This is a genomic window from Hamadaea flava, from assembly GCF_024172085.1.
GTDB classification, from domain to species: domain Bacteria; phylum Actinomycetota; class Actinomycetes; order Mycobacteriales; family Micromonosporaceae; genus Hamadaea; species Hamadaea flava.
In genome coordinates this window covers 92,722-117,997 of the sequence record NZ_JAMZDZ010000001.1, presented here as the reverse complement: position 1 = coordinate 117,997, position 25,276 = coordinate 92,722, and the positions used below count along the sequence as shown (strand labels likewise).

The following is a 25,276-nucleotide window of genomic DNA, read 5'->3' as shown; positions in this document are numbered from 1 at the left end:
CGTTCCTACGCTGGCCGCATGAGGTACGTCGGGTATCAAGCGGAGCACGACGCGGTGCGGGCCGAGACGGGCGCCATCGCGGGCGAGCTGCTGCGTGCGTACGAGGCGTTGCGGTCGCTGCGCAACCTGAGCGTGCCCAGTGCCGGGCTCGCCGGGATCGTCGCGCAGGCCGCCGCGCGCGAGGTGCTGGGGCGGCTAGCCGAGGCGCTCGGCTCCGTCCTGGGGCAGACCCAGGCGGTCACGATGACCATCGAGAACGCGATCGTGGCGTACGCCGCCCTGGACGAGCAGGCCGCCGCCGATCTCGGGCGGGTGCGACGGCCATGAAGATGACGGCACAGACCGCGCAGACCGCACAGTCGTCGGGGCTGAGCCTGGTGCTGGGCCCGGTGGTCGACATGCTCACCGGCGGGCAGCTCACCACGCTCGCGCAGCGACTGCTCGCCGACCCGCAGAGCCTGCGGCGGTGTGCCGATGCGGTGCTCGACATCGTCTCGGCGCTGAACGGGCCGAGCGATCGGATCGCGTTGGCCCGCAAGGCGATCGACGCGGTGTGGAGCGGGGCGGCGAAGGAGACGAACGTCAACCGGCTGCTCGTCCTCGACGGCTGCTTCTCGACCACCAGCGACGGGCTCAAGAACCTGGCGGAGTGGCTCGCCCGGGTGGCCGACCTCGTCCAGCAGGCGCAGCGGACCTACAACGCCGTGGTCAAGTCCGGCAACGCCGCCGCGACCGCCCAGCTGTCGATCCCGTTCGGCGGGCAGGCGATCGCCACCGTCACGTCGTGGCTGGTCGTCGGGATGGTGGTGAAGATCGTCATCCAGCTGATCACCACCCTCAGCGGGATGAGCGACCAGCTCAAGACCTCGTCCGGCGCGACCGCCGAGCAGACGCTCCAGACCGCGTCCACGATGCCCACCGGCCCGGCCGTCTCCTCCACAGTGGATCAATCGGCCGTAGGGACCGGGCTGGGCACGACGACCGCACCGAGCGGAACGACCAGCGGACCGACCAATGGGGCGACGACGAGCGGGACGGGTTCGGCGATCGGGACCGGCCAGACCCTGACGCCGAGCGTGCTCACCTCGGGCGACTGGGTCGCGCGAGACCCGGCCACCACCAGCGCCACCAGTGGCGCGACCGGCGCTGGGACACCGTCCGGCACAGCGCAGACCGGGGGCGACACCATCGTGATCAAGACGACGAAGGACGGGGTCGAGGTGCAGCTGGCCCGGCCCGAGCACGACGTCTCGCTGAAGGTCGAGGCGGTCATCGACGGCAAGAAGGTCACCCAGGACATCGAGTTCGACGGTGACGGCGACGGAAAGGTCGGGACGTGATGTTCGAGATCGACGACCTGCTCGGCCGGCTGCGGGACCAGCAGCGCCAGGTCGAGGAGATCCAGACCACGTTGCAGCGGCTGGAAGTGGTGGGCCGCTCCCGCCACGGCGACGTCACCGCCACGCTGCGCGGCGCGGCCGCCTTCCGCGAGATCAAGGTCGCGCCGGAGGCACTGCGGCGCTACGGACCCGACGGGCTCGGGCCGCTGATCGCCGAAGCCGTCAACGACGCCCTCCGCCAGCACGCGGAGGCCACGCGCCGACGCTTCGAACCGCTGGTCACGGCAGCTCAAGCCGGCCTGCCCGACCTGCCGGACCCACGATGACCGTCGACATCGCACCCGCCGTGCTCGCCGCCCCGCGCCGCGTCACCATCGCCGCCCCGGCCACCCGCGTCGACGTCTCGCTGCCGCCCCAGGCGACCGTCGCCGAACTGGTCCCCCAGCTCGTGCGCATGGCTGGGGCCGTGGGCGGCGGCTGGACCCTCGGCCGGCTCGGCGACGAGCCGTTCGACCCCGGCTCCACGGTCGCCAGCGCGGGCATCCGCGACGGCGAGGTCCTCCACTTGTACGCCCAAGGGGGCGGTCCGCTCCCGGTGCTCTTCGACGACGTGGCCGACGCGGTCGTGGCGGCGCACGCGGCGAGCCGGTGGCGGCCGGAGCACGCGCGGCGGGCCGGGCTCGCCGTCGCGACACTGGCGGTCGCCGGATCGGCGGCGGCGCTTCCCCTGGTCGGGCGGGCCGCGGTGGCGGTCGGCTGCCTGCTGGCCGCGACCGCCCTCGCCCGGTCGTCCCGTGGGTCGGCGGCCGGCACCGTCATCGCGGCGACGGGGATTCCGGCGGTCGCCGCGGCCGCGCCACTCGCGGGAGTGAACTGGGCGGTCGCCGGCGCCGCCGCGATCACCGGGTACGCCCTGTGCGCGCTGGTGCTCGTGCCGGCCGCCCGCGTCTGGTTCGCCGGGCTCGTCGTGGCCGGCGTGCTGGGCCTCGGCACGGCGCTGCTCACCACGGTCGCCGGGCCGATCGCGGTGGCCCCGATAATCGCCGTGCTGCCCGTGCTGACCCTCCTCATGCCGGGGATCGCGGTTCGGCTCGGCCGGCTGCCGTTGCCCCGGCTGCCCGCCGACCAGTCGGCGTTGGCGACCGACATCCGCCCGGCGGCTGGGGCGGACGTGGTGGCCGCTGCGAAGGTGTCCGCCCGGATGCTGACCAGCCTGCTCGCCGGGGCGGTCGCCGTCGAGGTCGGCGCGGTGGGCGTACTGCTGCGGCTAGGGCGGCCGTGGTCGCTCGCCCTGGCCGTGCTCGCCGGGATCGCGCTGACGTTGCGCGTACGCGCTTATGTCCAAGTCGGACAACGAGTGGTGCTGCTGTCGGGCGGGCTGGCCGTGCTGGCCGAGGCCGGGGCGACGCTGGCGAACTCAGGCGACCCCGCCCGGCTCGTCCTGATCACGGTGCTGGCCGCCGGGGCGCTCGCCGGACTCGTCACAGCGGTACGCCCAGATCAGCCGCCGTCGCCCTACCTGCTGCGGCTGCTCGACATCCTCGAATTCGCCGCCCTCATCGGGCTGCTGCCCACCGCGCTCGCCGTGCTCGACGCGTACGCCCGGATCCGGGGGCTGACCCGATGAAGCGCTCCTCAGTAGACACCGAGCGGCAGCGTCGCGAGCACACCCTGCGCCTGATCGCCGGTCATCGCGGTGAGCCGCCGATCCAGTCCGGCCAGGCTCCGGCGTACGGCGTCCTCGACGGCGACCCGGTCCGGGTCGGTCGCCACGCCGAGGCGCAAACTCGCCCGGACCTTGACCCCGGTACGCGCCGGAGTCACCTGGACGGCCAGGCAGCTGCTCAGCGCCGGCGGGCCGGGCCGAACGGCCCAGAGCGCGTGGTCGGCCTGCCCCGGTACGCGGAACGCGACGTGCCGCAACGGGCCGACCGACCACGTGTGCTTCGCCGGGATCACCACGGCATCGGGCGCGCCCAGCGAGGCTGCCAACTCCGGGCGCAGCCGGTCCTCCTCGACCGGGCGGACGGCGTACCCGGCGGCCCGCAGGCGCAGCGCCAGCCGCAGCCCGGCGACAGCGGTCGCCTGCACCGCGCCGGTGACTCCACCGCCGCGCGCGGCCACCGCCGCCGTGGCCTGGACGGGGTCCAGCCGGGCGGCGACCCAGCACACGTCCCAGGTATCCGGCCGATCCCCCGGTTGCGGCACCGACCACCGGACGAGCTGGGTGGCCGCCACCGGGACGTCCCCGGCGATCAGCCCTTCCGAGAGCGGGCCGAGGAGCCCGGCCGGCTCGCGTACTCCGTCCAGCCGCAGCAGGACGCTCCACGCGGGTGTGCGGCCCATCGCCCAGCCCAGTACGCCGACGCGCTGCCCTGCGCGATCGGCGTACGCGGTGGTCGTCAGTCCCGGCAGCAACAGGTCCAGCGGCGAACCGGTCAACGGCGGATCGCCCGGTAGCGAAGGAATGGATGCCTCCAGTGTGGACGCAGCGGGATCAGCTTCAGGCGCACCGTTTTCTGCGCCGCCGGGTCGTCTCGGCCCTGCAGGCCGGTCAGGCCAATCCGCCGACGCCGCCGGCTCGCGCCTTCGTGGTCGCCTTCGGCATCGGAGTGATCGCCGCCGCGCTCCTCGTCGCCGCGTTCGCAATCTACGGCGTCCTGCGACCGGGCGCCAGCGGTTGAGCGTCGCTCGATCCGATTCGGGCAGTGACCCATCCAAGCCTTCCCCGGCTTCGAATCCCGTCCGAAGGGGAGGTGGGCTTGATGATGGAGGCGCAGTTCGAGGCGCACGTGGTCGACGGCCATCCACTGTTCCGGGCGGCCCTCGTACGCGTCCTCGACGGCGGTCCGGACCTGCGGGTCGGGGTGTCGGCCGGGTCGGTCGAGGAGTTCGCCGCCTACCGGGTTCCGCCGGGCGCTCTGGTGACGCTCGATCTGCAACTGCCGCGCCTGCGGGGGCCGGAGGCGGTCACCACGGTGACGGGCATGGGGTTTCGCGTACTGGTGATCGCGGCGTCGTCCCGGCACACCGACGTGCTGTCGGCGCTGGCAGCCGGGGCGGACGGCTATCTGACCAAGGACGCCGACGCCGAGGAGGTACGCCGGGCGGCCCGCCAGGTCGCCCAGGGGCGCCGGTATGTCGCTCCGGGCCTGGCGGCGTTCCTGCTCGACGCCCGGCAGCGGCAGTTCGAGCCGCCGGTCGAACTGTCCACACGGGAACGGCAGGTGCTGGCGTTGCTGGCGGCCGGGCAGCGGGACCGGGACATCGCCGACCGGCTGGCGATCAGCGTACGCACCGTGCGGTCGCACCTGGACCACATCCGGCAGAAGACCGGGCGTCGCCGGCGTCCCGACCTGACCCGGCTCGCCATCGAGAAGGGCATCCTGCACGAGGAGCAGCGGACATGACGACCGCGGGCGAACCCGTGCCGAACCGGCCAGGTCCGCAGGTCCCCGGATATCGCGAGCTGACCGAGGTCGCCCGCAGCGCCGGCAGCGTCGTCTACCGCGCGTACCAGGAGGCGCTGAACCGGCCGGTCGCGCTGAAAGCGTTGCAGCTGACCGATCCGGCCGCGCTGGCTCGGTTCGAACGCGAGGTGGAGCTGACCGTGCGGCTCGGCCGCCGCCATCCGCACATCGTCCAGGTCCTCGGCACGGCGGTCACCTCCGACGGCCGCCCGTGCATCGTGATGGAGTTCTACGACGCCGGATCGCTGCACGACCAATTGCACGCGCGCGGCCCGCTGCCGATCGGCACCGTCCTGGAAGCGGGGGCGGTCGTGGCCGACGCGCTCGCCTTCGCCCACAGCCAAGGCGTCCTGCATCGGGACGTCAAACCGCAGAACATCCTCGTCCTGCCCACCTCCTACGTGGTCGCCGACTTCGGCATCGCCCGGCCGATCGACGCCGCCCCGCACACCCAGTCGCTGGACTGGTTCACCGTTCAGCACGCCTCGCCCCAGGTCCTCGAAGGGCGTACGCCCACCGTCGCCGACGACGTCTGGGCGCTGGGCTCGACGCTGTTCACGCTCCTCGACGGCGAACCGCCGCACACCGGCGACGACAACACGTTCCTGGCCTACGTCCGCCGCGTACGCGAGGAGCCGCCGCGTCCACTGACCCGGCCGGACGTGCCAGCCGACCTGCGCGCGGTGATCGACCGCTGCCTGAGCCCGGCGGCCGAGGACCGGTACGCCACCGCGCTGGAGATCCGCGACCAGCTGCGCCGCATCGCCTCATCCGAACGCACCTCGGCCCACACCCCTGCATCCGCAACGCCTGCGGCACTCGCGTCCCTCGCTGAACCGGCGATGGGTGGGGCGGCTCCGCCGGAGGCGGTCACGGTCCGGCAGCCAGTACGCGACATGTCGCCGACCTCGCTGGGCCGCCTAGTCGCCGCCGCCGCAGCAGCCGCCACCCCCGCCGCCCCGCCCACCGCCGCCACCCCGGCCGCCGGCCCTTTTGGCGCTGGATCACGGATCTCGGTCGAATCTTGGGCCGAGATTCGACCCGGAACCGTGATCCGCCGCGCCCGCATCCGGGTGGCGCGAGCGGTCGGGCGTAGGGCGACCGTCGCGGCGGCGACCGGTACAGTCCTCGTCGGGGTGGCGCTCGGCGTGACGAGCCTGTGGCTCACCCTGATCGTACCGGTGTCCCAGCCGACGACACCGCTGACGACTCAGCCCACGACACAGCCGAGTACGCGACCCAAGACCCAGCCCAGTACGCAGCCGACGAAGTCCACGACGATCACGCCGACGCCGACGGTGTCGAGGCAGCCGTCGCCGAGCCGCAACCTCAACAAGCCCGAGATCGCCCCGTCGATCATCGACATCCGGCGTACGGGCGGCTCCGTGGTGGTGACGTGGTTCGACGCCACCGACGGCGAGGCGACCTTCCTCGTCGTACGCGTCCAGGACGGTCAAAGGCAACCGCTGGTGACCGCCCCGGCCGGCGCGACCGAGGCGACCGTGTACGCGCGGGGCATCGGTCAGCAGTGCTTCCTGGTCATCGCCATGGTGGGCCTGGACCGCGGCGTCTCCGTCACCCGTTGCACCGAATAGCGCCGATTGATCAGTGGCGGGTGATCAGCGGGTGAGCGCCGGATCGGGTTCGCCGCCCGACATCGCCAGCAGCCCGCGCCCTGGTGCGTACCCATGAGCCAGAACTCGACGATCACGGCGTCGTCGGCGTGCCGCAGCGCGATGATCTCGTGGTGCTGGTCGGGAAACGCGACCCGGGTGTCGTGGTAGTAGCCGCGGACGGCGGTGTCGCCGTCGTGCACGGTCATCGTCGGCACCAGCTCGTAGCGCGGGTGCGGGAACGTCGACAGCACGTCGTCCCACTCCTGCCGCACCTCGTCGCGGAAGTGGTCCAGGACGGTCTTCTCGCGTACGGCGCGCGGGCTCTCCGAGGGCGGCATGCGCGGAAGTGTACGTGAATCCAGTCTGGACAGTCGGCCGACCGTCCAGATAGTTTAGTCAACGCCTAAACTATCTGGAGGAGGGTCATCCATGCGACGTCGCGTTCTCACCCTGGCTGTCGGTGTCGTCACCGCGCTGTCCGGGCTCACCCTGACCGCCACACCGGCACACGCCGACCAGACCTATTGGGGCTGCCTGGCCGACGGCAAGTACATGTTCGGCCAGTACCCGGCCAGCCACGACCAGCACGTCTACTCCTGCGAGTGGAGCCCCTACTACCGCTACTGGAAGTACGTGTCGACCTGCGCCGAGGGGACCCACCCGGTCGCCGTTCTGACGGAGACGTCCGAGCCCGGCCTCTACATCGCCCAGACGACCTGCGTAACGAACTGAGCCACGAACTGAGCCACGAACCGAGCGGCCAAGTCCGCGCCGAACTCACCAGCCGGCCGGGCAAAGCCGCGGTCTGAGTAGCGCAGCGGCGGGCCGGGTGCGAGCCGCCCGGCCTGCCCGGCTGATGCGAGCACGAGGGAACAGACTGGGGGCAGCCCCACCCCGGGTTCGGGGGTCAGCGGGATTCTGAACGACCCGCCGCACCACGAGGCTGGGATCATGACTGATACGACGGCCCTCGCCCGTCCGGCCACCTTCCGCGGCAGCGACTTCGCCCGCCTGTCCGACCGGGTCAAACGGGCCGGTCTGCTGGATCGGCGACCCGGTTACTACACCCTGCGCATCGGGCTGGTGGTCGCGGCGTACGCCGGAGCCTGGGCGGCCTTCGCCCTGATCGGCGACTCCTGGCTTCAGCTGCTGGTCGCCGTCGCTCTCGCCGCCGTGTTCGCCCAGGTCGCCCTGGTCGCCCACGATCTGGCGCACCGCCAGGTGTTCAGCGGCCGCCGGGCGAGCGAGGTCGCCGGGCTGCTGGCGGGCAATCTCGGCATCGGCATGAGTTACGGCTGGTGGATGGACAAGCACACCCGGCACCACGCCAACCCCAACCACGAGGATCACGACCCCGACGTCTCCCCCGACATCCTCATCTGGTCCACCGACCAGGCGCGGGCGGCCAAGGGACTGCCTCGCTTCGTCGGGCGGTTCCAGGCGTACCTGTTCTTCCCGCTGCTGTTGCTGGAAGGGTTGAACCTGCACGTCTCCGGGGCTCGGGCGCTGCGCAAGGGGGGCATGCGCCACCGGGCGGCCGAGGCCATGCTGTTCGCCCTCCACTTCGCGGCGTACCTCGGCGCGGTGTTCACCGTGCTGCCGCTGGGCAAAGGCCTGGCGTTCATCGCGATCCACCAGGCCGCCTTCGGCCTCTACCTCGGCTGCACCTTCGCCCCGAACCACAAGGGCATGCCGATGGCGACCGACGACCTCGACTACCTGCGCAAGCAGGTGCTGACCTCCCGGAACGTGAGCGGGGGCCCGGTGCTGGACGTCGTGCTCGGCGGGCTGAACCACCAGATCGAGCACCACTTGTTCCCGAGTATGCCGTCGGCCAACCTGCGGCGTGCCAAGCCGATCGTCCGCCGGTTCTGCGCCGAGATCGGGGTGCCCTACGAGGAGTGCGGACTGTTCCGGTCGTACTCGATCGCGCTGCACCACCTGCACGAGGTCGGGCGTCCGCTGCGGACCGTCTGACGCACTACACCACTTCCGGGCCGGTCTCCCCGCCGTACGTCGCGATCTTGTACTCGGTCGCGGCCAGCGACAGCGTCAGCTCCCGGATCCGACGGCGGATGATGTCACGGTGCTCGAGCAGCATGTCCAGCCGCTCGGGCACCGTGTCCGGTCCGGCGTCGACCAGCTCGATGTAGTGCTGCAGATCCCGCATGGGCATCCCCGACAGCCGCATCCGGGTCAGGAAGACCAGCCGCCGCACGGCGTCCGCGTCGTAGACGCGGTAGCCGTTGGCGTCCCGGGCCACCTCGACCAGGCCCGCCCGCTCGTAGTAGCGCAACGTGTGCGGGGAGATGTCCAGCAGGTCGGCGACCTCGGTGATCGCCATCGCCGTGGGCATCTCCGTCAGGCCGGTGAGCCGGTGGATGGCGTCGACCGACAGCGGATCGTCCTCACCGAAGGTCTCCAGCACCCGCGTCATCAGGTCTTCCGTAGCCATGCCCACGAGCCTAGACCGGGCGTGACGACGGCGGCACGTCGTCGAAGTCGGCGCTGCGGGCGGTGTCCGCCCAGCGTTCCACCTCGGCCAGGCCCCGCCGGTACGCCCCGGAGATCCGCTCGACCGCCTCCCGCCCCAGCGGCAGCCGCAGCGGCAGCGAGCCGCCGTGCACCAGCGAGACGATGATCTCGCCAGCTCGGTCGGGGTCGCCCTCCTGGCGTCCGTCGGCGCCGGCCATGTCCGCACGGACGGCCTCGAGCACCTGGGCGTACGCGTCGGAGGAGCCGGCGAATTCGAGCGTGTCGCCGGCGTTGAACTCGGTCCGGAACCGGCTGGGCTCGACGATCATGACGCCGATGCCGAACGGGGCGACCTCCCCCGCCAGAGCCTCCGACCAGCCTTCCAGCGCGAACTTCGACGCCGAGTACGCCGCCACCCCGGGGAACGACGTCCGGCCGCCCTGGCTGCTCATCTGGACGACGGACCCTGATCCCTGAGCGCGCATCACCGGCAGCGCCGCCCGGACGAGCGCGGCCGGGCCGAACAGGTGCAGGTCCATCAATTCGCGCAGTTGGGCGTCGCTGACCTCCTCGACCGCGCCGACGACCGCCCGGCCGGCGTTGTTGACTAGCACGTCGATCCGGTCGAACCGCTCGACGGTCTGCCGGACGAGTCCGGCGGCGGCGGTGACGTCCCGCGCGTCGTACGCCGTGACCAGGCAGGTGTCCGGATACTTCGCCGCCAGGTCGGCCAGGCTCTCGGGCCGTCGCACCGCCGCAACGACGATGTCCCCGCTCGCCAGCGCCTTCTCGGTGAGCGCCCGGCCGAAGCCCCGGGAAGCTCCAGTGATGATCCAGGTCAAGCTCTGCGGCTGTGTCTTCGGCTGGGACTGCGTCTGTGTCATGGCGGCGACGCTATGGCTTCGAGCGCGCTCGAACGCAAACCCCGAACCGCCCGGATGTGACCACGCCCACCCCCGGAATTCGATCTTGCACGGTTACCGAACCGCGCAATTGGGTATGGACAGGCCATGATCACCGAGCCTGGCCAGACCGTCGTCGCCGACCTACCCCGGAACGAATCCGCTGACCAGCGACCCCGTGACTTCGCGGAGGTCTCCGACGCCGGAGACTTCATGTCGCCTTGTCACACTCTGAACCACACGGACCAGGACTGCGCCGGGCGGCACCAGGTCGGCCTCACCTGACCCGGCGCCACCCGAAGCGACCCAGCGCCACCCGAAGAGAGCCGCACCCCGAAGCGGCCTGGCAGATCAGGCCCGGCGGCCGAGCCGCCACCAGCCGAATCCGGCCGCGAGCACGGCCAGCCCTAGCAGAAGCGCCGATTCCAGGAGCTGGAACGGCCAGTACCGCCGGTTCGGCTGGTACTCCACGTCGACGTGCAGGTCGTGCGCCGCCAGACAGTCCGCCGCCGCGCCGAAGGTGCCGCCGCTGCCGGACCCGCCCGACGAACCAGCAGGCCGGCCAGGCGCGATGCAGTCGCCGAAGACTCCCGGATCGAGCGTCTCGCCGTCGGGCGTACGCAGATCGGTGACCGACGTGACCCACGCGTCCGGCACGGTCAGGCCGCGTACCGAGGGTCGATTGGTCAGACCTCCCAATCCTCGCAATTCGTTGATAGCGGACACAGTCATCGCCCGCGTCTCCGTCCGCGGCGGCATCAGGTGCGGGCGTACGGTGTTGGCCAGTACGAACTGCAGGACGATCACGAGCAGCCCGGTCAACGCCATCGCGGGCACGGTGCGCCGGATCAGCAGCCCGAGGACCGCTCCGGCCGCGAACCCGAAGACCGCGTACGCCACCGGCACGAGGTGCCGAGCGCCGAAGACGATCGTGGTGAACCGGTCCCCCGCCGCCGTGTCGACCGGGCTCGCCGCCCAGCTCAACGCCAGGCTCAGCAGGGACGCCGTGACGACGACGGCCGACGCGACGACCAACAGCTTGCGCGTGAGCCACCGCTGCCGCCGGATGCTCTGACTCCACACCAGACGATGAGTGCCCGCCTCGAACTCCCGGGCGATCAGCGGCGCGCCCCAGAACATGCCGATCAGGGCGGGCACCAGCAACACTCCCGCGTCGATGAACAGCAGCGTGTTCTGGTGCTCGGCGGCGAACTGCCGCAGCGCGTCGGCACAACCGGCCGCGTCTACACAGGACGCGAGGTACGAACGACGGGACTGCCTCAGGCGTACTCCTAAAAGGAGAAGCGGAAGCGCGGACGCGACCAGGGCGATCAGCCCGGCCAGCGCGGAGGTCCGGAATTGCCGCCAGCTGAGCCAGATCATCGGGACCCTCCCATGTAGCCGAGCGCGATCTCTTCGAGGTGGCCGGGACCGCGGCCGTGGCGGGCGAGGATGTCGTGGACGTCACCCGCGAGCTGAACCTGGCCGTCGCGCAACAACACCAGGTAGTCGCAGGCTCGCTCTACATCGGACATCAAGTGGGAGGACAGCACGGCGCTCGCGCCGAGGTCGGCGACGAACTCCACGAGACTGGTCATGAACGCGTTGCGGGCCAACGGATCCAGCGCCGCCGCCGGTTCGTCGAGAACCAGCAGGTCGGGCCGTTTGGCCACCGCCACGGTGAGCGCGAGCTGCGCGCGCTGACCGCCGGACAACCGCCCGGCGCGCTGGCCCGGTTGCAGCCCGAGCTGCTCGATCCGCCGCCGGGCCAGAGCCGCGTCCCACCGCGGATTCAATCGCTCGCCCATCTTCAGGTGCTCGGCGACGGTGAGGCCCGCATAGACCGGCGTGTCCTGCGCGACGAAGCCGATGGCCGCCGGATCCGCGCCCGGCCGGCGGCCGAGCACCGTCAGCTCGCCACTGCTCGGTTCGATCAGACCGCAGATGAGCTGCAACAACGTGGACTTGCCCGCGCCGTTCGGGCCCACCAGGCCCACGATCCGGCCCGGCGGCACGGCCAGGTGACAATCGGCCAGCGCGGTGCGCCGGCCGTACCGTTTGGTGAGGGCCGTGGCCCACAATGCTTGCGTTGACATGCGGCCCAGCGTCGGCCCCCGCCGGATCCGCGCGCATCGGCCCGAAGAAGGGGTACGCCCAGCGGCGAACCCTACTTTCGGCGGTGACGGCGCAGCTCACCGGCTGGGTAGCGTGGCCGCGTGACTACCTGGGAGCAGTTCGAGCGACGCCTCGTCTCCGCCGCGAACGCGGCACTGGCCGCCACGTTCGCCGTCGTCCTGGCCGGCGTGGCGCTCGCCGTCTCGATCACCTGGGGCGGCCGGGCGGCTCTGTTCGACATCTCGGCAGGCGCCGCGACGGCGGTGTTCGCCCTGGTCCGCGACCGGCTACCCGGCTCGGCCGCCGCATTGGGCGCGCTGGGCGTGGCGGCCATCGCGGTGCCGATCGCGTCGGCCGCCGAACTCCCCCGCGAGCCGGGCCCGGCGATGATCCTGGCGTTGTCGGTGCTCGTGGGCTCGGCGATCCGGCGGCTGTCCACCGGGTGGGGGGTCGGCCTGACCATCGGCTACGCGGTGATCGTGGTCGGCAGTCACCTGCTCGCCCCGGCGTCCTCGTCCGACGTGATCACGGCGTTCGCCACGGCCGGCTGGTTCGGCGCGGTGGCCGCCGGATTGCTGCTGCGACTGGTCGACCTGCGCCGCCGGTTCGCCGCCGAGCGCGTACGCCGAGACGAGCGGGTGGCGCTGGCCCGCGAGCTGCATGACGTCGCCGCCCACCACCTGACGGGGATCGTGGTGCAGGCCCAGGCGGCCCGGATCGTCGCGCGTACGCGGCCGGCCGAGGTCACCGGGGCGCTGGACCAGATCGAAACGGCCGCGGCCGAGGCGCTCACCGCGACACGGCGGGTCGTCGGCGTACTGCGCGACTCCGGCGACGCCCCGCCGACCACGCCCCAGCCCGAGAGCCTGGCCGACCTGGTGCGGCGGTTCCCCGGCCCGGCCGTCGACCTGCGTACGCCACCCGGCTTCGCCTCCGGCGCGGACTGGCCGCCCGAGCTGGCCGCGACCGTCTATCGCATCGTGCAGGAGTCGCTGACGAACGTGGCCCGGCACGCGCCGTCGGCTCGGCACGTCACGGTCGGCCTCGCCGAGTCCCCCGGAGTGGTCACGGTGGAGGTCGCCGACGACGGGGACCCCAGGCGCCCCGGTTCTTCGTCCACGGGGGACGGACACGGGCTGCTCGGCATGCGCGAACGGGTCGAGGCGCTCGGCGGGACGCTCGACGCTGGGCCCGGACCGCGCGGCTGGCTCGTCCGCGCGGTCCTCCCGGGCTCAGGTGGTGCGGCATGACCATCAGCGTCGTTCGCTTCGCGCCCGGGGGTGCGGCGTGACCATCAGCGTCCTGATCGCCGACGACCAGGCGATGGTCCGCAGTGGGCTGCGGCTGATCCTGTCCGACCAGCCGGACATCACCGTCGTCGGCGAGGCGGCCGACGGCGTCGACGCGATCGAGCAGGCGCGGCGGCTGCGGCCGGACGTCTGCCTGGTCGACATCCGGATGCCCCGGCTGGACGGGCTGGCCGTGACCCGGGCCCTGGCTGGGCCCGGCGTCACGGCGCCGCTGCGGGTCGTCGTGGTCACCACGTTCGACCTCGACGAATACGTCTACGGTGCGCTGCGGGACGGCGCGGCCGGGTTCCTGCTGAAGGACTCCGGGCCGGCGCTGCTGGCCGAGGCCGTCCGCGCCGCCCACGCCGGCGACTCTCTCATCTCACCGTCGATCACCGTGCGGCTGTTGCGGCACATCACCACGTCGACGGCGGTCGACCCGGTCAAGCCGTGGCGCAAGCTGTCCGACCGGGAGCTGGACGTCGTCCGGGCGATCGCCCGTGGACTGACCAATCAGGAGATCGCCGCCGAGTTGTTCATCTCGCTGAGCACGGTGAAGAGCCACGTGTCGGGCATCCAGACCAAGCTCGGCGTACGCAACCGCGTCGAGATCGCCGCGTGGGCGTGGCAGACCAGGCTGGTCTCATAGGAACGCAGCTACCGCGGAGCGGAACGCGGCGGGCTGTTCGAACCAGGGGAAGTGACCGCTGCCGTCGAGCACGGCGATCTCCCCGGCCGGGAACAACCGGGCCAGCTCGGTCGCCGGGCCGACGCCGACGCTGGTGTCCTGCGCGCCCGCGACGACCAGCACCGGAACCTCGACGGCTCGCAGCCGGGCGGCGAGGTCGTCCGGTGGGTCGACGCTGAAGTACGCCCGGTTCGCGGCGAACCGGTAGCGGAACTTCTGGGAATGCGCCTGCTCGGCCGGGCCCCACGTCGCGTACGACATCGGCGCGATGCGGCCGTACCACTCGTTGAGCCCGTCGTCGTCCAGCTGCTCGGGTCCGGTCTGCCAGGCCGCGTACGCGGCGTCGAAGGCGGGTTCGCCGTGCCGGGCGTCGGTAACGCGATCGACCCCGGGCCCGCCCGGGATCAGGTACCCGGTCGGCGGCGTGACCAGCACGAGGCCGCCCACGTACGCCGGGAACTGGGCCGCATAGCTGATCGCCAGCCGCGTACCGGCCGAGTGACCGAGCAGGACGACGCGATCGAGCCCGAGATGCCGCCGGAGGCGGTCGACGTCCTCGGCCTGCCGCCAGAACGACGCGACCTCGGGATCGGCGGGCAACGGCGAGTCGCCGACCCCGCGCAGCTGCGGGACCACCAGTGGGCGTACGCCGGACAGCCCGGCCAAGTCGTCCAAGTAGGACGGATGAGCGGCCGCGCCGCCGGCGAGGACGACGATCGGCTCACCGTCGGCGGAGCCCAACCGCTCGTAGTGGAGTTCAGCACCGTCGTGCGTGAGATAGGTGTTCATGGGGTTCCCTTCGGATGCCACGTGGGCGCTCCGACGGTTCGGTCCCGGAACCGTTCAGCCGTGATGGGGAGGGAGCACCCGGCCTGCTACTGCGGTAATGGGTCTCACCTCCCTCGGTCGGTCACGTCCCCGCGACGGTAGCAGACGTCCCCGGCTGCTGGATCACGGGCCGCGGATCCCGGGCAAGCGGATTCACGGCCAGCGGATCACTTGGCCCGCGTACGCCAGCCCGCCGCCGAAGCCGAGCAGCAGCACCGGTTCGCCCGAGGCGATCTCACCGCGCCGCAACAGTTTGGACAGCGCGATCGGAATGCTCGCGGCCGAGGTGTTGCCCGACTCGGTGACGTCCCGGGCGACGATCGCCTTGGGCGCGCCGATCTTCTGCGCGACGGGTTCGATGATGCGCAGGTTGGCCTGGTGCAGGACGATGCCACCGAGGTCTTCCGGGGTGATGCCGGCGGCCGCGCAGATCTGGTGGGCGATGCCGGGCAGCGTCGTGGTGGCCCAGCGGTAGACCTTCTGCCCGGCCTGGGTGAACTTCTGGTCGCCCTCGATGACGACGGCGTCGCCCATCTCCGGGAACGATCCCCAGACGACCGGGCTGACCGCGGGCTCATCGCTCGCCGTGAGCACGACCGCGCCCGCCCCGTCGCCGATCAGCACACACGTCGTCCGGTCGGTCCAGTCGGTGAAGTCGGACAGCCGCTCCGCCCCGATCACGACGGCGGTCGACGCCGAGCCGACCCGGATGAGCGCGTCGGCGGTGGCCAACGCGTGGCCGAATCCGGAGCAGGCCACGTTGACATCCATCACCGCGGGCGAGCCCAGGCCGAGCCGGCGGGCTACCCGGGCGGCGATGTTGGGGCTGCGGTCGATCGCCGTGCAGGTCGCCACGATCACCAGGTCGACCTCGGCCGGGTCGATGCCGCCCTGCCGCAACGCGTCGGCCGCGGCCTCGGCGGCCAGCAGGTCGAGCGGTTCGTCCGGGCCGCCGATGCGGCGTTCGGCGATGCCGACGCGGCTGCGGATCCATTCGTCATTGGTGTCGACGAGCTGCGCGAGGTCGTCGTTCGTGACGACCTTCTCGGGCTGGAAATGGCCCGCTGAGACGACTCGAGAACCACGCATCGCCGTCACCTTCCATGATCGGATGCCGTAGACGCTGTCTACCACACCCCGATAGACACTGTCTACGCAGCGTTCAGAGGGTGAGAAGCACGCCGGTCTCCAGGACGCGTACCGCCGTCTCCGGCGCGAGAGCCGCGACGGCGTCCGCGAAACGGTCCGGCCGCAGCCGCTCGTGCCGGACGAACAACCGATCGCCGACCGGGCCCGCCGTGAACGCGTAATGGATCGGGACGGCGTACCGGGGGCGCAAAGCTCGGGTCAGCTCGGCCGCCTGCTCGGCGTCCATGACGACCTGCCGGTTGAACGGACGGATACGCAGACCGTTGATCGGCAGCAGCGCCAGATCGAGGTCGAACCGCCGGGCGACCTCGTCCAGTTCGGGGATGCGGAGCGTGTCGGCCCCGAAGAAGACCGAGTGGCCGTCGCCGGTCAGCACGAAGGTCGACTCCGGTACGCCGTGCCGCGCGGGGGTGGCGGTGACGCGTACCGGTCCGAAGTCGACGGTCTGCCACGGGGCCAGCTCGACGACGTTGGTGAACCCGGCCGCCCGCAGCCGCCTCCCGACGCCCGCGATCGTCGCGATCGGGACCGCCTTGTCCCGGTACGCCGCCAACCCGGCGACGTCGCAGTGATCGTGATGGCCGTGACTGATGACCACCCCGGCCAGTTCGGGCAGATCAGCGCCGCTCGCGTACGCCGTCGGCTCGCCGTGGCGGTAGCCGGGCCGTTCGGCGAACCACGGGTCGGTGAGGATGCGTGCGCCGGCGAAGTCGAGCAGCACGCTCGCGTGGACGACACGGTGCAGGGTAGTGGTCACAGGCGCTCCGTAAGTAGACATGTGTCTGCTGACGGATTTCAGTAGACGCTTGTCTGCTAATGTTGTCAATCGTGACCACCCCCCGCGTACGCAACCGCCGAGGCGAAGGCGACCGCCTGCGAGACGAATTGGTCGCGGCGGCTGCCGCCCTGCTGGAAGAAGAGCCGGCCGACGACGGCCCGTCGTTGCGCGCGGTCGCCCGCCGGGCCGGCATCGCCCCGCAGAGCCTCTATCTGCACTTCCCGGACAAAGGCCGGCTGCTCGGCGCGGTCTGCGAGACGCGGTTCGCCGAGCTGGCCGACGAGCTGGCCGCCGCCACCGGGCGTACGCCCACCGCCCGGCTACGGGCGATGTGCCTGGCCTACTGCCGATTCGCCGAGCGACGGCCCCGGCAGTACCGCGTGATGTTCACCGAACCCGTTCAGGCTGTCGACCCCGGAGCACGACTGGGTGCCTTGTCTACATTCGATGCCGCCGTACGCGCCTGCACCGGTGAGCAGCCCGCCGATATTCCCGCTGTCTCGCCTGGCTCGGCTGCCTCCGGCGGCTCTGTGACGACGCTGTGCCTCTGGGCCGCACTGCACGGGATGGTGCTGCTGCGTCAGGACCGGGCGGGCGTACCGTGGCCGCCGATCGAGCAGCTCGTCGACGCGCTCCTCGCCGCCCATCTCCGCCTGTCGGCATAGGACAGTCGCCCACCGTTTCCACCCGGCGGCCGGTCGGCGCCTTCTCGGCGCGACGCGGCCGGGGCGGCGGTTCGGTGCGTTCTCGGCCCCGCGGCGGCTCGGCGCGTTCGGCACATGATCTTGATCGGATTCCCGCCGACACTGCCAGGCACTCGGCCGACGCCATTGAACTCTGAACCGGACGGCGGTCGGCACCGCAAGGCCCCCAATCACACGCCGGCCGGCTGGGCGAGGTCAGTCCGTGATCGGCCGGTAGCGCACGTTGACGACCGCGCGAGGTTCGCCGTCGCCGATGCGTTCCAGCCGGATCGCCGGCCCGCCCGGGTTGTCGTAGAGCCGTTTGCCCGCACCGAGCAGGACCGGCGCGATGTGCAGGTCGATCTCGTCGATGAGGCCGAGTTCCAGCAGCTGCCGCCCGATCGTCGGCGAGAAGACCTCGAGGTTCTTTCCGTCGGCCGCTTCGAGGGCGATCCGCGCCGCCTCGGCGACATCGCAGCTGAGGAAGGTGACCCCGTCGGCCGGAGTGGCGTCCTCAGGGTGGTGGGTGAGCACGAAGATCGGCCCGTCCCAGTCCCCGCCGTAGGGCCGGGCGCCCTTGATCACGTCCCACCCGTCCCGGCCGCCGAGGATCGCACCGGTGGTCCGGACGTACTCGTCGATCAGACCGGGCCGGGCGGTGATCCCGGCCAGCCAGTCCATCTCATGTTCCGGCCCGGCCACGAAGCCGTCCAGCGACATCGTGAAGTGCCAGAGCACTTTGCCGGTCGCGGTCTGCGCTGCGAAGTCGGTCATCTGCTCCCCCATCGTCGAGTGATCACACCAGGAACAGGCAGAGCGGGTGCCCGGACGGGTCGAGGACCACCCGCAGATCGTCGCGCCCCTGCGGCTCGGGGAGCTTCCCGCCGAGTGAGAGCGCCAGCGCGACCGCGTCGGCCAGCGCTGCCTGCTCGTCCTGGCCCTCGCCGGGCTCCACCTTCAGGTCGAGGTGGATCATCTTCTGCTGGCGTCCGAGTTCCTCGGGCCAGACGGGCGGGATGAAGTCCGGGGTCTGCTGAAACGACAGACCGGTCGCCCCACCCGGATCGCGCATCAGCACCCAGTCCGGCTCGACGTCGGTCGGCTCCCAGCCGAGCAGTCCGCCGTAGAACCGGGCCATCGCGTGGGCGTCGGAGCAGTCGAGGTTGACCGTGCGGAAGATCACCTTGGTCGCCATTCCGGCACCTTAACCGCCCACTACGACAAGCCCGGGGCACGGCGGCCCGACCTGCCCGGGTTACGGCTGGCCGATGAGTTTCCGCAGCGCGGCGCAGTGCCCCTGGTACGCCCGCTGGCCTAGCTTCGTCATGGCGTACGTGGTGGTGGCGCCGCGGCCGTGCCCGTCCTTGGTCGCCTTCACATATCCGGCCGCCTCCAGCGCGGACATCTGCTTGGACAGGTCCGATTCGCTGATCTCCAACTGCTCCCGCAGGAACCGGAAGGAGACGGTGGCGGCGTTGGCCAGCATCGCCATCGCCGCCAGCCGCTTCGGCACGTGGATCACCGGATCCAGGCCCTCGATCACCGCAGGCGCGCCTTCACTCGTTCCGCGGCGACGGCGTACTTGGCCTCGTAGAGCGCCAATCCGGCGGTGACGAGGACGAAGGCCGCCGCGGCGGCGAAGCCGAGCCCGGCGAGCCACCACACCAGCCCGACGAGCGCGGCGACGACGAGGACGCCGGCGAAGTAGCCGCGCCACACGACGGCGATCTCGGCCGGCGGGCGGCCCCGGCCCGGCATCGGCAGCGCGCCGTGCCGCTGCTGCATCCAGCGCAGGAAGAGTCCCTCGACCACGATCAGCAGCACCAGGAACGAGGTGAACAGCGCCGTGTTCTCCCGCCACCAGGTGAAGACGCCGATGAACGCGGCGGCCCAGGCGCCGATGGCCGGGGCGTACCACCAAGGGGTCGGCGGGTAGCTGATGTAGGGGGCAGCCTCGCCGCGCTCGACGGCTTGCAACTGAGCGGCGACGTCAATACTTTCCATACCGGAAAGCTTAGGGGATAACTTTCCACCTTGGCAAGTGAAACTTACGTCCACTCCTCCTCGCGCCTGGTCAGCGCCACGGCCTGCCGGATCAGCCGCACGGCTTCGGCGTCCGCACGATCCGGATGCCACACCAGCACCCAGGCGTACGCGCGCTCCCCGCTCAGCTCGGGATCGAGGCGGCGCCGCACGGTGCCCGCCGGATGCGGCGTCGAGCGCAGACTCAACGTCACGCAGACGCCCTCGGCGACCAGGTCCAGCGCTGCCGTCGCGGTGGCCGTGCTCACCGCGTACCGGACGGGTTCGAAGCCGGCCCGATGGCAGGCGTCGGCCACGAAGGCGTTCCATTCCGGCGCCAGCCCCTCGTTCGGCAGGTAGAAGCTCTCCCCCGCGAGGTCGGCGAACGGGACACGACGGCGACGCGCCAGCCGATGCCCGGCCGGCAGGATGAGGTCGACCGGCTCGTGCCGCACCACCGCGTACGCGAGATCGGGCGTCACCGCGCCGAGCCCGCAGAACCCGGCGTCCAGGTCGCCGGCGAGGATCCGGCGACGTTGACTGACGCTGCCCTCCGCACCGACGACCACCCGGGCCTGCGGCTGTGCCCGGCGCAGGCGGCTGAGCACGGCTCGCGGGGTGGCCAGCTCGGCGTCCAGCACGTCGACTCGGATCGCCAGGTCGTCCCCCATCGCGGCCAACCCCGCCCGCAGCGCGGCGACGGCACGTTCGGCGTACGGGCGGAAGGACCGGCCCGCGTCGGTAAGCTCGACGCCCCGGGTGGTCCGGTCGAACAGGGTGCTTCCGGCGTACCGCTCCAGGCGACGGATCTGATTGCTCAACGCGGGCTGGGAGACGAACAGCCGCTGAGCCGCCCGGGTGAAGTGCAGCTCCTCGGCGAGGACGAGGAAGTACCGCAGCAGCCGCAGGTCGATGTCGTCCGCGGCGGACCCCTCCTGACCTGGATTCATAACCAGATCCTGTCACTGCCGCGTCCCCATGTCTTGGACCGCCCCACGGCGTACGCACCAGACTTCTTCTCATGACGGACAAGAACACGATCAGGATCGGTGACCAGCAGGTCGGGCCGGGGCATCGGCCGTTCATCATCGCCGAGATGTCGGGCAACCACAACGGTTCCCTGGACCGGGCGTTGCAGATCGTCGACGCGGTCGCCGAGTCCGGCGCGCACGCGTTGAAGTTGCAGACCTACACCCCGGACACGATCACCATCGACGTGGACACGCCGGAGTTCCGGATCTCGGCCGGGCACGACCTGTGGGGCGGGGAGTCGCTCTACCAGCTGTTCCAGAAGGCGCACACGCCGTTCGAGTGGCACAAGCCGATCTTCGACCGGGCCGCGTCGCACGGGCTGACCGTGTTCTCCGCCCCGTTCGACCCCACCGCGATCGAGCTGCTCGAATCGTTGGGCGCGCCGGCGTACAAGATCGCCTCGTCGGAGCTGGTCGACCTGCCGCTGATCCGGCTCGCCGCGCAGACCGGCAAACCTTTGATCATCTCCACCGGCATGGCCAGCGTCGCCGACATCGCCCATGCCCTGGACACCGCCCGTGGTGCGGGCGCGACCCAGATCGTGCTGCTGGCCTGCACCGCCTCGTACCCGTCGCCGCCGCAGGACTCCAACCTGCGCCGCATCCCGATCCTGGCCGAGACCTTCGACGTCCAGGTCGGCCTGTCCGACCACACCCTGGGCATCGGCGTACCCATCGCCAGCGTCGCGTTCGGCGCGACCGTGATCGAAAAGCACATCACCCTGGCCCGCGAAGACGGCGGCGTCGACTCGGCGTTCTCCATGACCCCGGCCGAGATGCGCGCCCTGGTCGACGAATCCGAACGCGCCTGGCTCGCCCTGGGCTCCACACACATCGGCCCGACCGAGTCGGAGAAGGAAGGATTGCGCTTCCGCCGCTCCCTCTACGTCGTCGAAGACGTCACAGCCGGCGACCCGGTCACCCCGGCCAACGTCCGCTCGATCCGGCCCGCCAACGGCCTGCCCCCGATCGAGATCGACAAGGTCCTCGGCCGCACCTTCACCCGCGACGCCGCCAAAGGCACCCCGCTCAGCTGGGAACTGATCTGAGCCGGCCACGCGTGAACGCAAGGACGCCGGGGCGCATCCGCCCCGGCGTCCCTCATTCCGCGATCACTGCACGCCGTACGCCCGCACGATGGTCTGCTGGACGCCGTTGCCGTGCTCATCGGTCAGGTCGACCCGCAGCGACACGTACTTGCCCGCCGCGGCCGACTGGTCGACGGTCGCGGTGAATCCGTTACCTGATCGGGTCACCGGCGCTTCGACCCAGGTAGTTCCGTCGTCGAACGAGACCCAGGCCCGCGCGGCGACGATGGTGCCAGCGTCGTAGTCGCGCTGCCCGGTCGCGCCGAAGCCCAGCTGGAATCCGGCGGTCGCCGGGGTCAGGCTGCGCTGGTCGGCGGGGATGTCGTAGGTCGGGACGAGCAGCGGCAACGCGTACAGGCCCGCGTCGGACGGGCGCGCCGAGTGGAACCGGAACGCCGTCTGCGTGCTGCGGTACATGTTCCAGCCCGGATACCACGCCTGGTTGGTGCTGAACCGGGCCGTCATGACGCGCAGCTCGTACGCGCCGTCGCTGTCCGGCACGTCCCAGAGACCCGACGGCCAGGCCGACGTGCCCAGGCTGACGCCGTCGCGCAGCAGTTCGGCGTTGCCGATGTCACCGAAGGAGCCGCCTTGGCTCCAGTGGTCGGGGTCGCTGTCGCCCCAGGGCAGCATCGCCATGCCGATCAGGCCCTCTTGCCGTTCACCGATGTGCTCGGGCGAGTAGTCCGCCCGTCGCGTGCCGGTGGAACGGACCGGGCCCCGGTACCAGTCGGTCGACCGCACGGAGCCGGCCGTGTAGACCCGCGGCTTGTCCACCATGGTCTCGGAATAGAAGCCAGACCCGCCGACCAGCGACTGCCACTGCCGGCCCGCCGTGAAGTATGCCGTCCGCGTCAGCGGCGCGCCGATCTTCAGGTAGGCCGACGCGATCGTCACCGGGAAGCCGTCCCAGGCCGCGATCGCGAAGTCCAGCAGCGGCCGATCCGTACGCTGGGCGAAGAATCGCTCGTCGACCCGGCCGAGGTCCCGGTCGTGGACCTGCTTCGGGGCGTCCGGATACGTCTTCTTGGTGTCGGTGAAGGCCAGGTTGTAGACGTACGGGCTGGCGGCGACCCCGTCCCAGGACAGCGTGACCGGACCGGCGGACAGCGCGCTCTGCACCGCGGCCGTGTCGGCCCCGCTGAGGGTGACGCCCGGGATGGTGGTCGCAGCGCTGGAGATCCCGGTCCATCGGCCGGCCGCGGCCTGCCCGAAGACGACGCCCTTCGCGCCCGCCGCGCCAGCCGCGTTCATCACCGTCGCCAGGTTGGCCGCGCCGACGACGAACGCCAGCTTGCCGCCGACGCCCGCCGCTGCCAGCTCGGCGGCCGTGCCCTTGCCCGCCGCGACCAGGTCGGCCTGACCGGACCCGTCGAACTTCACCGGCAGCAGCGGCCCGAAGGTCGGCGGCTGGACGTACTCCGGGGCGAGTGACATGCCGCTCGTGGTGCGCAGGCTCAGCTCCGGCGCGTACATGCGGTAGAAGGTGCCGAGGGTGAACGCTCCGTCGGTGACCGCGTCGGTTCGCTGCACGTAGACGTCGTCGATCGAGGTGCCGCCCACCAGGCCGGCGGCCAGGTAGACGCCGTCCCAGTCCCGGACGTACTCCATCGCGGTCGACTGCGCCTCCAGCGGCCGTTCTCCCTGGACCCGCTGCTTCACCGCGTCGCGGGCGTCGAGGGTCAGCGTCCGGTCGACGTCGTCGGTGTTGACCCGCAAATCCGGGTCGCCGACGAAGGTCAGCGACTTGACGAGTCCGTTCGCGTCGGTGGTGCCTTCGTCCCGGCTCGCGATGACACCGGTGATCGAGTAGTCGCCGTCCCGCAGCCGCAGCACCGGATCGGTGCCGAACACCGTGAAGCGCTGGGCGGTGAGCCGGTCGGCGTCGACGACGTCCACGAAGGACGGCGAGGCGGGGGCGAGTCCGCGCCGGTCGACGACGTGCAGCTGCACGGTGACGATGTGCGGTTCCACGTACGCCCCGATGGCCGTGGTCACGGTGCTGCCGTCGGCGGCGGTGGCGACCAGGCGGGCGCCGATGTCGCCGTACGCGGCGGCGGTCTGGTTCTTGGCCGGGTCGAAGACGACAGGCACCTCGGCCGTTCCGTGCGCCGGGACGGTGATCTTCGAGAGTCCGGGGGTGAACGTCCGGTTCTTCAGCGGCGTACCGTCTTCGCCGGTCGCGCCGACGATCGACAGGTCGAAGGCGACCGCCTCGGCGCCGGTGTTGGTCAGCGTCACCGTCGTGGTGGACGACTGCTGGTGCCCGTGCGGCCAGCTGAACGATCCGGCGTACGCCGTCCCCGGGCCGAACACGGTCGCGGTCAGCGACCGGTACGCGTCCACGACGCCGGTGCCTTGTGCGTACACCTGGGAGTCGGGGCTGGGCGTGGCCGCCGAGACCAGCGCGGTCTTGCGCTGCTGGGCGGTCCAGTCGGGGTGCCGCTGCTTGAGCAGGGCCGCGACGCCTGCGACGTGCGGGGTGGCCATCGACGTGCCGGACATGGCGGTGTAGCCGCCGGTGCCGAGCGCCGCCGCGACGATGTCGACGCCGGGCGCCGCGATCTCCGGCTTGACCGTGTGCTGCCCGGTGACCGGGCCACGGCTGGAGAAGTACGCCGTCTTGCCGGCCGAGTCGGCCGCGCCGACGGTGAGCACGTCGGCGGCGCAGGCCGGCGCGCTGATGGTCTGGAGCTTGCCGGTGTTGCCCGCGGCGATGACGAACAGCGACTTCGACTGTTGGGCGAGCTGCTGCGCGGCCACCCCGATCGGGTCGGTGCAGTCGGTGCCGACGTTGCCGCCGAGGCTCATGCTGATGACGTCCGCACCGGAGTCGACCGCCCACTGCATGCCGGCGATGATCCACGAGTCCTGGCCGCTGCCGGAGTAGTTGAGCACCTTGCCGACGAGCAGTTTCGCGCCCGGGGCGACGCCCTTCTCGGCTCCGCCCGAGGCCGCGCCGGTGCCGGCGATGGTGGAGGCGACGTGGGTGCCGTGGCCGTGCCGGTCGACGGCTCCGCCGCTGTCGGTGGTGAAGTTCTTCGAGCCGACGACCTGCCCGGCCAGGTCCGGGTGGGTCGCGTCGTACCCGGTGTCGAGCACGGCGACGGTCACGCCCGTTCCGTCGAACCCGGCCGCCCACGCCTGCGGGGAGTGGATCTGCGCGTTGCTCTCGGCCAGGTCGGCGGTGACCTTGCCGTCCAGCCACAGCTTGCCGATCACCGGGCCGTCGTCGTCGGTCAGGTCACGCCATAGTTCGGCGGTCTTCTCCTTGTCGGCCGTCAACGCGACGGCGTCGGCGACGGGCAGCGTGGCGGTGACGCTGGTGCCGTCGAGCGCCGCCGGGGCCGTGCGGCTCCGGGCGACCTGTCCCGCGTACGTCGCGAGCAGCGGAAGGTCGTCGGTGGTCGCGTCGTCGTAGCCCTGGCGGGCCAGCGCCGTGACGTTGAACAGTTCCTCGTCGAGCCGCCCCTGGCTGATCAGCGGCATGGCCTGCGCAGGGATGACGTACAGGTCGCCACGGAACTGGCGCGTGACGTAGCCGTCCTGTTCGGTCGCCGGTCCCGGCAACAGGGTGGCCGACGGGTGGCCTTGGGCGTCGGTGGTCAGCAGGGCGCGGTCGCCGGTGATCAGGGTGATCTCCCGGCCCGCGGTCGCGGCGGTCGTAGCGGCGGTCGAGCCGACGAGCGGGTGGCTCTCCGCTGCCGTCGTGCGCTCCGGCACGGCGAGGACGGACATGGTCAGGGTGGCGGCAGCGGCTATGCGTGCGACGCGCGCCCGTCTGGAATGGACATGCATGTGG

Annotated in this window: 27 protein-coding genes and 2 pseudogenes; 14 read left to right on the top strand and 15 right to left on the bottom strand. The window is 71.5% G+C overall.

The window, feature by feature from the left end; translation table 11 throughout:
• Positions 1-18: 18 nt before the first annotated feature.
• From HDA40_RS00565 to eccD, 4 genes are read left to right on the top strand one after another with little or no spacing between them, the layout of a single operon-like run.
• A complete protein-coding gene (locus HDA40_RS00565) occupies positions 19-327 on the top strand; it encodes a hypothetical protein (RefSeq protein WP_253750021.1) in 309 nt (102 codons plus the stop codon).
• Positions 324-1,340: a hypothetical protein gene (locus HDA40_RS00560; RefSeq protein WP_253750018.1), complete on the top strand. Its 1,017-nt coding sequence runs from the start codon at positions 324-326 to the stop codon at positions 1,338-1,340. Before HDA40_RS00565 ends, HDA40_RS00560 begins: the two co-directional genes overlap by 4 nt.
• Positions 1,340-1,666 (top strand): YbaB/EbfC family nucleoid-associated protein, encoded by a 327-nt coding sequence (locus HDA40_RS00555; protein ID WP_253763523.1) that lies wholly within the window; start codon positions 1,340-1,342, stop codon positions 1,664-1,666. The genes HDA40_RS00560 and HDA40_RS00555 overlap by 1 nt, the downstream gene beginning before the upstream one ends.
• A complete protein-coding gene (gene eccD, locus HDA40_RS00550; RefSeq protein ID WP_253750015.1) occupies positions 1,663-2,967 on the top strand; it encodes a type VII secretion integral membrane protein EccD in 1,305 nt (434 codons plus the stop codon). The genes HDA40_RS00555 and eccD overlap by 4 nt, the downstream gene beginning before the upstream one ends.
• Positions 2,968-2,975: 8 nt before the next feature.
• Here the strand turns inward: eccD and HDA40_RS00545 are convergent, their stop codons facing one another.
• Positions 2,976-3,782: a type VII secretion protein EccE gene (locus HDA40_RS00545; RefSeq protein ID WP_253750012.1), complete on the bottom strand. Its 807-nt coding sequence runs from the start codon at positions 3,780-3,782 to the stop codon at positions 2,976-2,978.
• Between the two features lie 29 nt (positions 3,783-3,811).
• Here HDA40_RS00545 and HDA40_RS00540 point away from each other — a divergent pair, with 29 nt between their 5' ends.
• From HDA40_RS00540 to HDA40_RS00530, 3 genes are all read left to right on the top strand, one after another.
• A complete protein-coding gene (locus tag HDA40_RS00540) occupies positions 3,812-4,024 on the top strand; it encodes a type VII secretion protein EccB (RefSeq protein ID WP_253750009.1) in 213 nt (70 codons plus the stop codon).
• A gap of 81 nt (positions 4,025-4,105) precedes the next feature.
• Positions 4,106-4,750: a LuxR C-terminal-related transcriptional regulator gene (locus HDA40_RS00535; RefSeq protein ID WP_253750007.1), complete on the top strand. Its 645-nt coding sequence runs from the start codon at positions 4,106-4,108 to the stop codon at positions 4,748-4,750.
• Positions 4,747-6,405, top strand: a complete 1,659-nt coding sequence (locus HDA40_RS00530) for a serine/threonine-protein kinase (RefSeq protein WP_253750005.1) — start codon at positions 4,747-4,749, stop codon at positions 6,403-6,405. Before HDA40_RS00535 ends, HDA40_RS00530 begins: the two co-directional genes overlap by 4 nt.
• Positions 6,406-6,482: 77 nt before the next feature.
• On the opposite strand, the pseudogene HDA40_RS00525 reads toward HDA40_RS00530, so the two are convergent.
• A pseudogene (locus HDA40_RS00525) lies at positions 6,483-6,764 on the bottom strand (ester cyclase); the annotation flags it as partial.
• Positions 6,765-6,855: 91 nt separating this feature from the next.
• On the opposite strand from HDA40_RS00525, the gene HDA40_RS00520 reads away from it, so the two are divergent.
• Both HDA40_RS00520 and HDA40_RS00515 read left to right on the top strand, forming a co-directional pair.
• Entirely contained in the window at positions 6,856-7,158 is a 303-nt protein-coding gene (locus HDA40_RS00520; RefSeq protein ID WP_253750002.1) for a hypothetical protein, read from the top strand.
• Positions 7,159-7,377: 219 nt separating this feature from the next.
• Positions 7,378-8,403 (top strand): fatty acid desaturase family protein, encoded by a 1,026-nt coding sequence (locus HDA40_RS00515; protein WP_253749999.1) that lies wholly within the window; start codon positions 7,378-7,380, stop codon positions 8,401-8,403.
• 4 nt (positions 8,404-8,407) lie between these two features.
• On the opposite strand, the gene HDA40_RS00510 is transcribed toward HDA40_RS00515, so the two are convergent.
• On the bottom strand, positions 8,408-8,881 hold the full coding sequence (locus HDA40_RS00510; protein WP_253749996.1) for a MerR family transcriptional regulator: 474 nt from the start codon (positions 8,879-8,881) through the stop codon (positions 8,408-8,410).
• 10 nt (positions 8,882-8,891) lie between these two features.
• Positions 8,892-9,785 carry an SDR family NAD(P)-dependent oxidoreductase gene (locus tag HDA40_RS00505; RefSeq protein WP_253749993.1) on the bottom strand — a complete coding sequence of 298 codons (894 nt, stop codon included), beginning with the start codon at positions 9,783-9,785 and terminating at the stop codon, positions 8,892-8,894.
• Between the two features lie 126 nt (positions 9,786-9,911).
• On the opposite strand from HDA40_RS00505, the gene HDA40_RS00500 reads away from it, so the two are divergent.
• Complete coding sequence (locus HDA40_RS00500) at positions 9,912-10,088, top strand: hypothetical protein (RefSeq protein ID WP_253749990.1); 177 nt, start codon at positions 9,912-9,914, stop codon at positions 10,086-10,088.
• A gap of 66 nt (positions 10,089-10,154) precedes the next feature.
• Here HDA40_RS00500 and HDA40_RS00495 read toward each other — a convergent pair whose 3' ends face one another.
• Both HDA40_RS00495 and HDA40_RS00490 read right to left on the bottom strand, forming a co-directional pair.
• The gene (locus HDA40_RS00495; RefSeq protein WP_253749988.1) at positions 10,155-11,186 is read right to left on the bottom strand and encodes an ABC-2 membrane transporter-related protein; all 1,032 of its coding nucleotides are present in this window, start codon (positions 11,184-11,186) and stop codon (positions 10,155-10,157) included.
• Positions 11,187-11,236: 50 nt separating this feature from the next.
• Positions 11,237-11,899: pseudogene (locus tag HDA40_RS00490) on the bottom strand (ABC transporter ATP-binding protein); the annotation flags it as partial.
• Between the two features lie 120 nt (positions 11,900-12,019).
• Between HDA40_RS00490 and HDA40_RS00485 the strand changes: the two are divergent.
• Positions 12,020-13,168, top strand: a complete 1,149-nt coding sequence (locus HDA40_RS00485) for a sensor histidine kinase (protein WP_253749985.1) — start codon at positions 12,020-12,022, stop codon at positions 13,166-13,168.
• Between the two features lie 37 nt (positions 13,169-13,205).
• Complete coding sequence (locus tag HDA40_RS00480; protein WP_253749983.1) at positions 13,206-13,856, top strand: response regulator; 651 nt, start codon at positions 13,206-13,208, stop codon at positions 13,854-13,856.
• Here HDA40_RS00480 and HDA40_RS00475 read toward each other — a convergent pair.
• The 3 genes from HDA40_RS00475 to HDA40_RS00465 all read right to left on the bottom strand — a co-directional run bounded on the left by HDA40_RS00475 (position 13,851) and on the right by HDA40_RS00465 (position 16,629).
• A complete protein-coding gene (locus HDA40_RS00475) occupies positions 13,851-14,684 on the bottom strand; it encodes an alpha/beta fold hydrolase (RefSeq protein ID WP_253749981.1) in 834 nt (277 codons plus the stop codon). The genes HDA40_RS00480 and HDA40_RS00475 overlap by 6 nt on opposite strands.
• 192 nt (positions 14,685-14,876) lie before the next feature.
• Positions 14,877-15,812 carry a beta-ketoacyl-ACP synthase III gene (locus tag HDA40_RS00470; protein WP_253749979.1) on the bottom strand — a complete coding sequence of 312 codons (936 nt, stop codon included), beginning with the start codon at positions 15,810-15,812 and terminating at the stop codon, positions 14,877-14,879.
• 73 nt (positions 15,813-15,885) lie between these two features.
• Positions 15,886-16,629 carry an MBL fold metallo-hydrolase gene (locus HDA40_RS00465; protein WP_253749977.1) on the bottom strand — a complete coding sequence of 248 codons (744 nt, stop codon included), beginning with the start codon at positions 16,627-16,629 and terminating at the stop codon, positions 15,886-15,888.
• A 71-nt stretch (positions 16,630-16,700) separates the two neighbouring features.
• Between HDA40_RS00465 and HDA40_RS00460 the strand changes: the two genes are divergently transcribed.
• Complete coding sequence (locus tag HDA40_RS00460) at positions 16,701-17,315, top strand: TetR/AcrR family transcriptional regulator (protein WP_253749975.1); 615 nt, start codon at positions 16,701-16,703, stop codon at positions 17,313-17,315.
• Between the two features lie 234 nt (positions 17,316-17,549).
• On the opposite strand, the gene HDA40_RS00455 is transcribed toward HDA40_RS00460, so the two are convergent.
• From HDA40_RS00455 to HDA40_RS00435, 5 genes are read right to left on the bottom strand one after another with little or no spacing between them, the layout of a single operon-like run.
• Positions 17,550-18,107: a dihydrofolate reductase family protein gene (locus HDA40_RS00455; RefSeq protein WP_253749973.1), complete on the bottom strand. Its 558-nt coding sequence runs from the start codon at positions 18,105-18,107 to the stop codon at positions 17,550-17,552.
• Positions 18,108-18,129: 22 nt separating this feature from the next.
• A complete protein-coding gene (locus tag HDA40_RS00450) occupies positions 18,130-18,528 on the bottom strand; it encodes a VOC family protein (RefSeq protein ID WP_253749971.1) in 399 nt (132 codons plus the stop codon).
• A gap of 60 nt (positions 18,529-18,588) precedes the next feature.
• The gene (locus tag HDA40_RS00445) at positions 18,589-18,876 is read right to left on the bottom strand and encodes a transcriptional regulator (RefSeq protein ID WP_253749969.1); all 288 of its coding nucleotides are present in this window, start codon (positions 18,874-18,876) and stop codon (positions 18,589-18,591) included.
• Positions 18,873-19,337, bottom strand: a complete 465-nt coding sequence (locus tag HDA40_RS00440) for a hypothetical protein (protein ID WP_253749966.1) — start codon at positions 19,335-19,337, stop codon at positions 18,873-18,875. Before HDA40_RS00440 ends, HDA40_RS00445 begins: the two co-directional genes overlap by 4 nt.
• Before the next feature lie 44 nt (positions 19,338-19,381).
• Positions 19,382-20,305 (bottom strand): LysR family transcriptional regulator, encoded by a 924-nt coding sequence (locus HDA40_RS00435; protein ID WP_253749965.1) that lies wholly within the window; start codon positions 20,303-20,305, stop codon positions 19,382-19,384.
• A 71-nt stretch (positions 20,306-20,376) separates the two neighbouring features.
• Here HDA40_RS00435 and pseI point away from each other — a divergent pair, with 71 nt between their 5' ends.
• Positions 20,377-21,435 carry a pseudaminic acid synthase gene (gene pseI / locus HDA40_RS00430; protein WP_253749962.1) on the top strand — a complete coding sequence of 353 codons (1,059 nt, stop codon included), beginning with the start codon at positions 20,377-20,379 and terminating at the stop codon, positions 21,433-21,435.
• Between the two features lie 63 nt (positions 21,436-21,498).
• Here pseI and HDA40_RS00425 read toward each other — a convergent pair whose 3' ends face one another.
• Positions 21,499-25,212, bottom strand: coding sequence for a S8 family peptidase (locus HDA40_RS00425; protein ID WP_253749959.1), 3,714 nt, complete (start codon positions 25,210-25,212; stop codon positions 21,499-21,501).
• Positions 25,213-25,276: the final 64 nt, after the last annotated feature.